This is a genomic window from Enterobacter sp. RHBSTW-00975 (assembly GCF_013615235.1).
Classification (GTDB): Bacteria; Pseudomonadota; Gammaproteobacteria; order Enterobacterales; family Enterobacteriaceae; genus Enterobacter; species Enterobacter ludwigii.
Genome location: NZ_CP055883.1, coordinates 94,739 through 107,714, shown reverse-complemented (window position 1 = coordinate 107,714; position 12,976 = coordinate 94,739). Strand labels below are relative to the sequence as shown.

Sequence of the window (12,976 nt, the reverse complement as noted above, 5' to 3'; positions counted from 1 at the left end):
ATGAATTCAAAACGTTACGAGCGTATCTGCGAAATGCTCGCCAGGCGTCAGCCTGACCTGACGGTCTGCATGGAGCAGGTCCACAAACCTCATAACGTCTCTGCAATTGTCCGTACCGCAGACGCCGTAGGCGTGCATGAAGTGCACGCCGTCTGGCCGGGTGCTCGCATGCGAACCATGGCTTCAACTGCCGCAGGCAGTAACAGCTGGGTGTCCGTCAAAACCCACCAGACTATTGGCGAAGCCGTATCGCACCTGAAAGGTCGCGGTATGCAGGTCCTGGCCACTAACCTGTCCGCAAAAGCCGTCGATTTTCGTGAGATCGACTACACCCGTCCGACCTGTATTTTGATGGGTCAGGAGAAAACCGGGATCACCCAGGAAGCGCTGGATCTGGCGGATCAGGATATCATCATCCCCATGATCGGCATGGTGCAGTCTCTCAATGTCTCCGTGGCCTCTGCGCTCATTCTCTATGAAGCGCAGCGCCAGCGTCAGAACGCGGGCATGTACAAGCGCAGCAACAGTATGCTGCCGGAAGAGGAGCAGCAGCGCCTGCTGTTCGAAGGTGGTTACCCGGTGCTGGCTCGCGTCGCGAAACAGAAAAAACTGCCTTACCCCCACGTCAACGCGCAGGGCGAAATTGAAGCCGATGCCCAGTGGTGGGCCACCATGCAGTACGCAGGATAACTGATGAAAGGCCGTCTGCTGGATGCCATACCGCTCAATAGCCTGACGGGCGTAGGTGCGGCGCAAAGCAGTAAACTGGCCAAAATTGGCCTGCACACCGTGCAGGATCTCCTGCTCCATCTCCCCCTGCGTTATGAAGACCGCACCCAACTCTATAAGATTGGCGATCTGCTGCCTGCCATTTACGCCACCGTTGAAGGCGAAGTACTGAACTGCAATATCACCTTTGGCGGACGCCGGATGATGACCTGTCAGATCAGCGACGGCACCGGCATTCTCACCATGCGCTTTTTCAACTTCAATGCGGCCATGAAAAACAGCCTTGCGACCGGTCGCAGGGTGCTGGCCTATGGTGAAGCCAAACGCGGGAAATACGGCGCAGAGATGATCCACCCGGAGTATCGCGTTCAGGGAGATCTGAGCACGCCGGAGCTGCAGGAGACCCTGACCCCGGTTTATCCGACGACCGAAGGCATCAAGCAGGCAACGCTGCGTAAACTCACCGACCAGGCACTGGAACTGCTGGATACCTGCGCCATTACCGAGCTACTGCCGCCTGAGCTGGCTCAGGGCATGATGAGTCTGCCCGAGGCGCTGCGCACCCTGCACCGCCCGCCGCCAACCCTGCAGCTTAGCGACCTGGAAAGCGGCAAACACCCCGCTCAACGGCGTCTTATCCTTGAGGAATTACTGGCTCATAACCTGAGCATGCTGGCGGTACGGGCGGGCGCGCAGCGTTTTCATGCCCAGCCCTTAAGCCCGCGAGATGAACTCAAAGATAAGCTGCTGGCCTCCCTGCCGTTTAAACCCACCGGTGCACAGGCACGCGTCACGGCCGAGATTGAACGCGATATGGCGCTTGATGTGCCCATGATGCGCCTGGTTCAGGGGGATGTGGGTTCCGGTAAAACGCTGGTTGCAGCCCTGGCAGCCCTGCGCGCGATTGCCCATGGCAGGCAGGTGGCGCTAATGGCCCCCACCGAACTGCTGGCTGAACAGCACGCTAATAACTTCCGCGCGTGGTTTGCCCCGCTTGGGATTGAAGTGGGCTGGCTTGCCGGGAAGCAAAAAGGTAAAGCGCGTCAGGCACAACAGGACGCCATTGCCAGCGGTCAGGTACAGATGATTGTCGGCACGCACGCGATTTTCCAGGAGCAGGTGCAGTTTAATGGTCTTGCGCTGGTGATTATCGACGAACAACACCGCTTCGGTGTACACCAGCGTCTGGCGCTGTGGGAGAAAGGGCTGCAGCAGGGCTTCCACCCGCATCAGCTGATCATGACTGCCACACCTATCCCGCGCACCCTGGCAATGACCGCTTACGCCGATCTCGATACATCGACCATCGACGAACTGCCGCCGGGCCGTACACCGGTCACCACGGTCGCCATTCCGGACACACGCCGCAGCGATATCATCGACCGCGTGCGCAACGCCTGCACTCACGAAGGCCGTCAGGCCTACTGGGTCTGCACGTTAATTGAAGAGTCTGAACTGCTTGAAGCGCAGGCTGCGGAAGCGACGTGGGAAGAGCTGAAGCTGGCGCTGCCCGAGCTGAACGTGGGTCTGGTTCACGGGCGGATGAAGCCTACTGAGAAACAGGCGGTGATGCAGTCGTTCAAACAGGGTGAACTGCATTTGCTGGTTGCCACAACGGTGATTGAAGTCGGCGTAGATGTCCCCAATTCCAGCCTGATGATCATCGAAAACCCGGAACGTCTTGGTCTTGCGCAACTCCATCAGTTGCGCGGCCGCGTTGGCCGCGGTGCTGTCGCCTCTCACTGCGTGCTGCTCTACAAAGCACCGCTCTCGAAAACCGCACAGATGCGTTTGCAGGTGCTGCGCGACAGTAACGACGGTTTTGTGATTGCACAAAAAGACCTGGAGATCCGCGGCCCAGGCGAACTGCTGGGCACGCGTCAGACGGGTAACGCCGAATTCAAAGTGGCGGATTTACTGCGCGATCAGGCCATGATCCCCGAAGTTCAGCGCCTCGCACGCCATATTCATGAGCGCTACCCCGAACAGGCGGCAGCGTTAATTGAGCGCTGGATGCCGGAAACCGAACGCTATTCCAACGCCTGATCTCAGGCAAACATCGGCAGCATCAGGTAAAGCTTGATCACCAGCGCGTTGACGATATCAATGAAGAACGCCCCGACCATCGGGACCACCAGAAACGCCATATGCGAAGGCCCAAAACGTTCTGTGATCGCCTGCATGTTGGCGATAGCCGTCGGCGTTGCCCCCAGACCAAACCCACAATGCCCGGCCGCCAGCACTGCTGCATCGTAGTTTTTGCCCATCATGCGCCAGGTCACAAACATGGCGTAGAACGCCATAAACAGCGCCTGAACGGCCAGAATAGCCACCATCGGCAGCGCCAGTGAGGCCAGCTCCCAGAGCTTGAGGCTCATCAGGGCCATCGCCAGGAACAGCGACAGGCAGACGTTGCCAAGCACCGATACGGCACGTTCAAATACGCGGTAGAAGCCCATCAGCGCCAGACCGTTACTCAGCAGCACCCCAACAAACAGCACGCACACAAACGTCGGGAGCTCGAACGCTGAACCTGCCAGCCATTGCGCAACCACTTTGCCCACCGTCAGGCAGATGGCAATCATCGCGATAGTTTCAATCAACACCAGCGAAGTGATGGTGCGTCCGACGTCGGGTTTTTCAAAGGCAGTGGGCACCAGCTCATCGTCCGGTCTTCCGTCTGGCGTACCAGAGTGCTTCACCAGATACCGCGCCACCGGCCCGCCGATCAGGCCGCCCAGCACCAGACCGAAGGTGGCGCAGGCCATCGCCACTTCGGTGGCATTTTCAAAGCCGTAGCGCTCAGTAAACAGCTTGCTCCACGCCGCCCCGGTACCGTGGCCACCAGAGAGGGTGATTGATCCGGCCAGCAGCCCCATCAGCGGATCCAGCCCCAGCAGCGTGGCCATCCCGATACCAATGGCGTTTTGCATCACTAGCAGCCCTACCACCACGATCAGAAATACGCCAAGCACTTTGCCACCCGTCCGCAGGCTCGCCAGGTTGGCATTCAGGCCAATGGTGGCAAAGAAGGCCAGCATCAGCGGATCTTTCAGGGACATATCAAAATCAATTTCCCAGCCCATGCTTTTCTTCAGCACCAGCAGGGCCAGCGCCACCAGCAGTCCGCCGGCAACAGGTTCAGGAATGGTGTATTTCTTCAGAAGGGAAACGCTGTGTACGAGCTTACGGCCAAGCAGTAAGACCAGCGTTGCGGCAACAAGGGTCGACAACGTATCGAGATGAATCATAAAAGGCTCCTGTTATGCGCGTGTTCCATACACACGCGGCGTTATCCTGGGCCGGCTTGCGCTCGTCATGAGCCGCCGGCGCAAAAAGTGTAATTTTTTTTCCCCATGGGTTGTAGAAAACCTGCTCACAGCGGCAGATTTTCTTGTCTTTTTTTGTTGGCAATCGTTTGCTTTTACCAGGTGGTCAGATAAAATGCCCGCTTTTCCACCGTGGGATTGCCGCCGATGTCCGTTAACACCCTTGAGTCTCCCGATGCGCAACCGATTGCGCAGAAGCAAAATAGCGAACTGATTTACCGCCTTGAAGACCGTCCGCCTCTTCCTCAGACGCTCTTTGCCGCCTGCCAACACCTGCTGGCTATGTTCGTTGCGGTGATCACCCCGGCGCTGCTGATCTGCCAGGCGCTTGGTTTACCGGCTCAGGATACACAGCACATCATCAGTATGTCCCTCTTTGCCTCCGGCGTGGCGTCCATTATTCAAATTAAAGCGTGGGGGCCGGTGGGGTCTGGATTGTTGTCGATCCAGGGCACCAGTTTTAACTTCGTCGCACCGCTGATCATGGGCGGTACAGCCCTCAAAACCGGCGGCGCGGATGTTCCGACCATGATGGCGGCGCTGTTTGGCACGCTGATGCTGGCCAGCTGCACCGAGATGGTGATCTCCCGGGTACTGCACCTGGCGCGTCGCGTGATCACGCCGCTGGTATCCGGCGTGGTGGTGATGATCATTGGCCTGTCGCTGATTCAGGTTGGCCTGACCTCCATCGGTGGCGGTTATGCGGCAATGAGCGACCACACTTTTGGTGCACCGAAAAACCTGCTGCTGGCCGGCGTGGTGCTGGCAATCATTATTCTGCTAAACCGTCAGCGTAACCCGTATCTGCGTGTGGCATCGCTGGTGATCGCCATGGCGGCCGGTTATCTGCTGGCCTGGGCGCTGGGTATACTGCCGGAGAACACCCCGCAGACCAACAGTGCGCTGATCACCATTCCAACGCCGCTGTACTACGGCCTGGGCATTGACTGGGGTCTGCTGCTGCCGCTGATGCTGGTCTTTATGATCACCTCGCTGGAGACGATTGGCGATATCACCGCCACGTCTGATGTCTCCGAGCAGCCGGTCTCCGGCCCGCTGTATATGAAACGCCTGAAAGGCGGCGTGCTGGCGAACGGCCTGAACTCGTTTGTCTCTGCGGTCTTCAACACCTTCCCGAACTCCTGCTTCGGCCAGAACAACGGCGTGATCCAGCTGACTGGCGTTGCCAGCCGCTACGTCGGTTTTGTGGTGGCACTGATGCTGATCGTCCTCGGCCTGTTCCCGGCGGTAAGCGGTTTTGTGCAGCATATACCTGAACCGGTACTGGGCGGCGCAACGCTGGTGATGTTCGGGACCATCGCGGCTTCTGGTGTACGTATCGTCTCCCGCGAACCGCTGAACCGCCGCGCCATCATGATCATTGCCCTGTCGCTGGCCGTGGGTCTGGGTGTTTCACAGCAACCGCTGATCCTGCAGTTTGCCCCGGACTGGGTGAAAAACCTGCTCTCTTCCGGCATTGCGGCAGGCGGTATCACCGCGATTGTTCTGAACCTCGTTTTCCCGCCTGAGAAAAATTGATCGCCCTCACGGCAGGCTGTCAACGCCTGCCGTGACATCTCTTTACACCATTCCCGCCTTGAGCATTGCGCATAAATCGTGCATAACTCCCTTATGTGCGTTTCGCGGGATGGAAGACCATGAAATTTATTGGAAAGGTACTCGTCTATCTTCTGGTAGCCCTGCTCATTGTGGTGCTGGCGCTCTATATTCTGCTCCAGACCCGCTGGGGAGCATCTCAGGCCAGCAACTGGATAACGGTGAATACCGATTACGAACTCAATTTCGACCTGATGGATCACCGCTTTTCGTCACCTTCCCACATCATTCTGGAAAACGTCACGTTTGGCCGCGACGGTAAACCCGCCACGCTGGTGGCCAGGAAAGTCGATATTGGTCTGAGTAGCCGACAGGTCACCGATCCGCTGCACATGGACACCATTACCCTGTTCGATGGCACGCTTAATCTTTCTCCTCAGACGGCACCGCTCCCGTTCCAGGCGGACCGTTTGCAGTTGAACAACATGGCCTTTAACAGCCCCAATACGGAATGGGATCTCAGCGCACAGAAAGTAACGGGCGGCGTCAGCCCGTGGCAGCCAGAAGCAGGCAATGTGCTGGGTAAAAACGCACAGATCCAGGTGAGCGCAGGCTCGCTTACCCTGAACGGCGTGCCGGCCACCAACGTGCTGATCCAGGGGCAGCTCAACGGCAAAGAGGTGGTGCTGAACACCATTGGTGCCGATATGGCGCGCGGTTCGCTCACCGGGTCCGCCCTGCGCAACGCTGACGGCAGCTGGATTATCGACACCATGCGTCTGAATGAGATCCGCCTGCAAAGCGATAAGTCGCTGGTGGATTTCTTCGCGCCTCTGACCACCATTCCCTCGCTGCAGATTGGCCGTCTGGAAGTGACTGACGCACGCCTGCAGGGGCCGGACTGGGCGGTGACCGATCTCGATTTAAGCCTGCGCAACCTGACACTCAGCAAAGGCGACTGGCAAAGTCAGGAGGGGCGTTTGTCCATGAACGCCAGCGAGTTTATTTATGGCTCTCTGCATCTGTTCGACCCGATCATGAATGCGGAGTTCTCCCCGCAAGGCGTGGCGCTGCGCCAGTTTACCTCCCGCTGGGAGGGCGGCATGGTTCGCGCTTCCGGCAACTGGCTGCGCGAAGGTAACGCGCTGGTGCTGGACGATGTCGACATCGCCGGGCTGGAATACACCCTGCCGCAGAACTGGAAAACGCTGTGGATGGAGCCGTTACCGGAATGGCTGAACAGCCTGACGCTGAAAAAATTCGGCCTGAGCCGCAACCTGGTTATCGATATCGACCCGGCCTTCCCGTGGCAAATCACCTCTCTTGATGGCTATGGTGCGAACCTGCAGCTGGCGAAAGATCGCCAGTGGGGCGTATGGGGTGGCAGCGCAACGCTGAACGGCGCGGCGGCGACCTTTAACCGCGTGGACGTGCGTCGTCCGTCGCTGGCGCTGAACGCTAACGCCTCAACGGTAAACATTACCGACCTGAGCGCTTTCACCGAAAAAGGCATTCTGGAAGCCACGGCGACGGTATCACAGCTTCCGCCACGGCAGACCACAATCAGCCTGAACGGACGCGGCGTGCCGCTCAACGTGCTGCAGGCGTGGGGCTGGCCGGCGCTGCCCATTGGCGGTGATGGCAATATCCAGCTAACCGCCAGCGGCAGCGTGCAGGCCAACGCACCGCTGAAGCCGACGGTTAACGGGAAACTGAACGCGGTAAATATGGATAAACAGCAGGTGCAACAGACGATGAGGGGGGGAGAGGTGTCGACACTATCCTCGCCCCTGCCCTCTCCCTGAAGAAGCAAACCCTTCCCTCCCCCCGTTGGGGAGAGGGTCAGGGTGAGGAAAATTAAAGGTGTACCACCACCTCATTACCCTCCGCTTTCACCACCACGCCCCACTCGCTTCCGGCCTCTGAGCCGCCTTTTACGCCACTCAGTTTCTGCACGTTGCGCAAGCAGACCGACCAGTTTCGCGCGTCACCTGTGCCGGTAATGGTCACGGTGTCGCCGCTGCGTGTGGCTTTCAGCGTAAATGCCACAGAACCGTCCGCCGCGGGCACTTCGCTCACCGCCATCGCGCCATCGCCCAGGTTAAACAGCTGGAAAGCTGTCCCCTCGTTCCAGGCGTAGTCCGGTTTCTGTTGATTGTTGCCCAACGCCAGCAGGGTGTTATCGCGCACATAGACCGGCAGGCTGCGGAAATCATGCTGCTGTTTATGCCAGCGGCTGCCCTCGATTTCATTGTTATGCCAGAGATGGGTCCAGCGCCCTTCCGGCAGGTAAAACTGCACGTCACCGGCCTCAGAAAACACCGGTGCTACCATCACCGACTCCCCCAGCATGTACTGACGGTCGAGGTAATCGCATGCCGGATCATCCGGGAACTCCAGCATCATCGCCCGCAGCATCGGTGTGCCATACTCGCGAGCCAGGGCAGCCTGGCGATAGAGATACGGCATCATCTGACATTTCAGCTGAGTGAAGTGACGCACCACATCACAGGACTCATCATCGTATGCCCACGGTACGCGGTAAGATTTGCTGCCATGCAGGCGGCTGTGGCTGGATAACAGCCCAAACGCGCACCAACGTTTGTAGACGTGTGCCGGCGCGGTGTTCTCAAATCCACCGATGTCATGGCTCCAGAAGCCAAAGCCGGACAGACCAATCGACAGCCCGCCGCGCAGGCTTTCCGCCATCGACTCGTAGTTGGCGTAACAGTCGCCACCCCAGTGCACCGGGAACTGTTGCGCACCTACCGACGCCGAGCGGGCAAACAGCACCGCCTCATCCGCGCCCACCGTTTCTTTCAGTACGTTCCACACCAGTTCGTTATAAAGGTATGCGTAGTGGTTGTGCATCTTCTGCGGATCGGAACCGTCAAACCACTGGACGTCCGTCGGGATGCGCTCGCCAAAGTCGGTTTTAAAGCAGTCGACGCCACTATCCACCAGGCCTTTCAGCTTGTCGGCATACCACCGGCACGCGTCCGGGTTAGTGAAGTCGTAAATCGCCAGCCCCGGCTGCCACTTGTCCCACTGCCACAGGGAGCCGTCCGGGCGCTTGAGCAGGTAGCCCTTCTCTTTCAGTTCGCGAAATACCGGCGACTTCTGGCCGATGTACGGGTTAATCCACACGCAAACCTTCAGCCCTTTCTCCTTCAGGCGGCGGATCATCCCTTCCGGATCCGGGAAGGTCACCGGGTCCCACTCAAAATCACACCACTGGAAGGCCTTCATCCAGAAGCAGTCGAAGTGGAATACATGCAGCGGCAGATCGCGCTCGGCCATGCCGTCGATAAAGCTGTTCACCGTGGCTTCATCGTAGTTGGTGGTGAACGACGTGGTCAGCCACAGGCCGAATGACCACGCGGGCGGCAGCGCCGGGCGTCCGGTGAATCGCGTATAACGGTTGAGCACCTCTTTTGGCGTCGGGCCGTCGATCACGAAGTACTCCAGATACTCCCCTTCGACGCTGAACTGCACTTTGGAGACTTTCTCCGAACCCACTTCGAACGAGACGTTTTCCGGGTGGTTCACCAGCACCCCGTAGCCGCGGTTGGTCAGATAGAACGGGATATTTTTGTATGACTGCTCGGTACTGGTGCCGCCGTCGCGGTTCCAGGTCTCGACCGTCTGGCCGTTACGCACCAGCGCGGTAAAGCGCTCGCCGAGGCCGTAGACCGTTTCACCTACGCCCAGATCCAGACGCTCAAAAACATAATGACGATCGGTACGGGTATCCTGCACGTAACCGTTGTTTTTCAGCTGACTGCCGGTAATACGCTGTCCGTTGCGCAGAAAATCCAGCGCCCAGCACTCGCCTTTGGTGACGCGCACGCTGAGGTGACCGCTTTTCAGCTCAGCAAATTCGGCATTGTTTTCAATCTCAACGTTCATCTCTTTGATGACATTCAGAGGATAGTGCGGACCGTTGTTCAGCGCGCCCTGGAAGTGCTCGATACGCACGCCGACAATCCCTTCCTGCGGGGAGAAAAGACGGACGGTGAACATCAGGGTATCAAGCTGCCAGGTACGTTCTCGTACATCACGCGGCGCCACGTACACCACAAGGTCATTGCCCTGCTGCTCTACATCGAACACCTGAACCGGGCAGGTGACGTTCAGGCCCGGTTGAATGAGCCAGTTTCCATCACTGATTTTCATACTCTCGTCCTCTTAGTTCTGTAATTCTTTACTGACCGGCAGGTTGTCAAACTCCTGCTGATTGCGGCGCGCGCCGTGTGCCAGCTCGCTCATGATTTTGGTCAGGAAGGGCGTTTTCAGGGTGTAGTAGCGTTTGGCGATGATGGCGCTCAGCACGTAACAGACTGCCGGGGCCAGGGTGAACAGGCCGATAATGATACTGATGGTCGCGCTGTTCTGGGTTTTAGCTGCGGCGTCATAACCCCCCCCTGCCAGCATCCAGCCGATCATTGCCCCGCCCAGCGCCAGGCCGAGTTTCAGCACAAACAGCGTGCCCGCGAAGCTGATGCCGGTAAGGCGCTTGCCGTTGGTCCATTCGCCGTAGTCGACGGTATCGGACATCATGACCCACTGGATCGGCGTCACCAGCTGATGCAACACCCCAATCACAAAGATGAAGGTGAACATCACCACCGTGGCATGCATGGGAACGAAGAACATCGCCACGCTGACCACCGCCAGGGCGGCGTTGGTCCACCAGAAGATGCTGACCTTGCATTTCCAGTCGGTGAGCGGTTTCGCCAGCGCAGAGCCAATCAGGTTGCCGACACAGTAGGTGGTGAGGAACGCGACAAAGATTTCCGGCGAGCCCATGATCCAGGTGCAGTAGTACATCATCGCGCCGCCACGCACGCAGACGGCGAGGATATTGAGAATGGTCAGTACACCAACAATACGCCACTGGTCGTTGTGCCAGATATCTCGCAGGTCTTCGCGCATGGAGGTGGTGCTCGGCGGCACCTGGATGCGCTCTTTGGTGGTGAAGAAGCAGAACGCCAGCATCAGAAACGCGACCACCGACAGCACGGCGATCCCGCCCTGGAAACCGAACGCTTTGTCATCGCCACCAATCAGGTTAACCAGCGGCATCATCAGTACCGTCGAGAGCATGCCGCCCGCGGTCGCCAGCACAAAGCGCCAGGACTGCAGGGAGATACGCTGCGTCGGATCGTTGGTGATCACACCGCCCAGCGCGCAATAAGGGATGTTAACCACGGTATAGAGCAGCGTCAGCAGCGTGTAGGTAATGGCGGCATAGATCATTTTGCCGTTGAGGCTGAGGTCCGGCGTGGTGTAGGCCAGCACGCAGACAATGCCGAACGGGATAGCACCGAACAGTATCCACGGCCGGAATTTACCCCAGCGGCTGCGGGTGCGGTCAGCGATCAGGCCCATGCACGGGTCCGAAATCGCATCCAGCGCACGTGCCAGCAGGAACATCGTGCCGACAAACCCGGCAGGAATGCCGAAGATATCGGTATAGAAAAACATCATGTACAACATAACGTTATCGAAAATGATGTGGCTGGCGGCGTCACCCATGCCGTAGCCAATCTTCTCTTTTACTGACAATACGTCGCTCATTTTTTTATCCTTCACGCTGTAGGGGGCGCTGAGACCGGTTACAGATTTTTAAACCATTGTTTCAGGAGCGGGTATTGCGTTTTCTTGTTAGTTGGTTACGTTTCTTGTTTTTTGTGATCGCGGTAAATATTGGCGAGCACGAAATGCTAACCTGAGGATTTTCTTAGGAATTAACTGAAACAGGGGTGTTAAGGTCAAAAGAGAGGTGAAAAAAGTGTGCCGGGGTATGTGGTAAATGCCTGAAAGTAGCTATAATGCGCCCCGCCTCCATGTAGCAATGCAGGCGCGGAAGATCGTCATCTCCGGTGAGGTGGCTGGACTTCAAATCCAGTTGGGGACGCCAGCGTTCCCGGGCAGGTTCGACTCCTGTGATCTTCCGCCAATTAGCCTCTACTGAACTCCACTGTCTCAAGTAAATCCCCTATAATACCCGCAATTACTGCTGATTATGTTCTCCCGAGGTCAACTGTCTCTACCGGAATCAAGTGCGTTCTGGGGGCATAATGGGGGGCATGATTTATAGCCCCATTTTGAGATGCCCCCAATGAAGCTAACAGTCAGACAAATCGACACAGCCAAGCCCAAAGAGAAGCCGTACAAGCTATCTGATGGTGGAGGCCTCTACCTTGAAGTAACCACCAACGGCTCACGCTACTGGCGTTTAAAGTATCGTTATGCGGGTAAAGAAAAGCGCCTTGCTTTCGGCGTTTATCCTGAGGTTTCTCTCGCTCAAGCCCGTGAAAAGCGTGATGCTGCGAAAAAGCTGCTGTCTGCTGGAAGCGATCCCGGTGAAGTAAAGAAAGCAGAGAAAATTGCCCAAAAGCTTAACTATGAAAATACCTTCGAAGCTATTGCCCGTGAATGGCATCAGCTGAGAGCGGATCGTTGGTCATTACGTTATCGCGATGAAATTATTGATACCTTTGAAAAGGATATTTTTCCCTACATCGGTAAGCGTCCCATAGCTGAAATTAAGCCCATGGAATTGCTGGAAACCCTTCGTCGTATGGAAAAGCGTGGTGCATTAGAAAAGATGCGCAAAGTCAGACAGCGCTGCGGTGAAGTATTCCGTCATGCAATCGTGACCGGACGCGCTGAATACAACCCTGCACCCGATCTCGCTACAGCCCTCGCTACACCAAAGAAAACGCATTTTCCTTTCCTGACTGCTGAAGAACTCCCCCACTTTCTTAGAGATCTTGCAGGCTATACCGGGAGTGTTATTACCAAGACTGCAACTCAAATCATCATGCTTACAGGAGTTCGAACTCAGGAATTACGTTTTGCTCGTTGGGAGGATATTAATTTTGAAAAGCGGCTCTGGGAGATCCCTGCTGAAGTGATGAAGATGAAACGACCACACATTGTTCCGATGTCGGATCAGGTTGTCGAGCTCTTTGAGTCACTTAAGCCTATTACCGGGCTATACCCCCTAGTATTCGTCGGACGGAATGATCGAACGAAGCCCATCTCAAAGGAAAGTGTCAATCAAGTGATTGAGTTGTTGGGATATAAAGGAAGGCTGACGGGGCACGGTTTCCGCCACACCATGAGTACCATCCTGCATGAAGAAGGTTTTAACTCGGCGTGGATTGAAACGCAGCTTGCGCATGTGGATAAGAATGCGATACGTGGGACTTACAACCATGCTCAGTATTTGGAGGGACGTAGGGAGATGATGCAGTGGTATGCCGACAACATTAGCTCTCTGGCAGAAGTTTCATTTTTACATATTAAAACAGCGGGTTAGACCATAAGGCTGAGCGTTATTGCTCAGCCCT

General features: G+C 56.9%; 8 protein-coding genes and 1 tRNA gene. 6 read left to right on the top strand and 3 right to left on the bottom strand.

Going from position 1 to position 12,976, the window contains the following annotated elements; genetic code table 11:
- Both trmH and recG read left to right on the top strand, forming a co-directional pair.
- A complete protein-coding gene (gene trmH / locus HV340_RS00535) occupies nucleotides 1-690 on the top strand; it encodes a tRNA (guanosine(18)-2'-O)-methyltransferase TrmH (protein WP_063925782.1) in 690 nt (229 codons plus the stop codon).
- A 3-nt stretch (nucleotides 691-693) separates the two neighbouring features.
- On the top strand, nucleotides 694-2,775 hold the full coding sequence (gene recG / locus HV340_RS00530) for an ATP-dependent DNA helicase RecG (RefSeq protein WP_020882696.1): 2,082 nt from the start codon (nucleotides 694-696) through the stop codon (nucleotides 2,773-2,775).
- Nucleotides 2,776-2,777: 2 nt separating this feature from the next.
- Here recG and gltS read toward each other — a convergent pair whose 3' ends face one another.
- Entirely contained in the window at nucleotides 2,778-3,980 is a 1,203-nt protein-coding gene (gltS, locus tag HV340_RS00525; RefSeq protein ID WP_014168040.1) for a sodium/glutamate symporter, read from the bottom strand.
- A 225-nt stretch (nucleotides 3,981-4,205) separates the two neighbouring features.
- Between gltS and HV340_RS00520 the strand changes: the two genes are divergently transcribed.
- Together HV340_RS00520 and HV340_RS00515 are read left to right on the top strand one after the other, a co-directional pair.
- A complete protein-coding gene (locus HV340_RS00520) occupies nucleotides 4,206-5,597 on the top strand; it encodes an NCS2 family protein (RefSeq protein WP_059305843.1) in 1,392 nt (463 codons plus the stop codon).
- Nucleotides 5,598-5,716: 119 nt separating this feature from the next.
- The gene (locus tag HV340_RS00515; RefSeq protein ID WP_181216243.1) at nucleotides 5,717-7,420 is read left to right on the top strand and encodes an AsmA family protein; all 1,704 of its coding nucleotides are present in this window, start codon (nucleotides 5,717-5,719) and stop codon (nucleotides 7,418-7,420) included.
- A gap of 52 nt (nucleotides 7,421-7,472) precedes the next feature.
- On the opposite strand, the gene yicI is transcribed toward HV340_RS00515, so the two are convergent.
- Nucleotides 7,473-9,791, bottom strand: coding sequence for an alpha-xylosidase (gene yicI, locus HV340_RS00510; RefSeq protein ID WP_059305841.1), 2,319 nt, complete (start codon nucleotides 9,789-9,791; stop codon nucleotides 7,473-7,475).
- A gap of 12 nt (nucleotides 9,792-9,803) precedes the next feature.
- On the bottom strand, nucleotides 9,804-11,195 hold the full coding sequence (locus HV340_RS00505; RefSeq protein ID WP_020882700.1) for a glycoside-pentoside-hexuronide family transporter: 1,392 nt from the start codon (nucleotides 11,193-11,195) through the stop codon (nucleotides 9,804-9,806).
- A gap of 287 nt (nucleotides 11,196-11,482) precedes the next feature.
- Between HV340_RS00505 and HV340_RS00500 the strand changes: the two genes are divergently transcribed.
- A tRNA-Sec gene (locus HV340_RS00500) sits at nucleotides 11,483-11,577 on the top strand.
- Between the two features lie 162 nt (nucleotides 11,578-11,739).
- Nucleotides 11,740-12,945: an integrase arm-type DNA-binding domain-containing protein gene (locus tag HV340_RS00495; RefSeq protein ID WP_023336541.1), complete on the top strand. Its 1,206-nt coding sequence runs from the start codon at nucleotides 11,740-11,742 to the stop codon at nucleotides 12,943-12,945.
- Nucleotides 12,946-12,976 lie beyond the last annotated feature (31 nt).

Coding starts and splice junctions, on each gene's coding strand:
- yicI (WP_059305841.1), bottom strand. CDS start 9,791: ATGAAAATCAGTGATGGAAACTGGCTCATTCAACCGGGCCTGAACGTC.
- trmH (WP_063925782.1), top strand. CDS start 1: ATGAATTCAAAACGTTACGAGCGTATCTGCGAAATGCTCGCCAGGCGT.
- HV340_RS00495 (WP_023336541.1), top strand. CDS start 11,740: ATGAAGCTAACAGTCAGACAAATCGACACAGCCAAGCCCAAAGAGAAG.
- recG (WP_020882696.1), top strand. CDS start 694: ATGAAAGGCCGTCTGCTGGATGCCATACCGCTCAATAGCCTGACGGGC.
- HV340_RS00505 (WP_020882700.1), bottom strand. CDS start 11,195: ATGAGCGACGTATTGTCAGTAAAAGAGAAGATTGGCTACGGCATGGGT.
- gltS (WP_014168040.1), bottom strand. CDS start 3,980: ATGATTCATCTCGATACGTTGTCGACCCTTGTTGCCGCAACGCTGGTC.
- HV340_RS00515 (WP_181216243.1), top strand. CDS start 5,717: ATGAAATTTATTGGAAAGGTACTCGTCTATCTTCTGGTAGCCCTGCTC.
- HV340_RS00520 (WP_059305843.1), top strand. CDS start 4,206: ATGTCCGTTAACACCCTTGAGTCTCCCGATGCGCAACCGATTGCGCAG.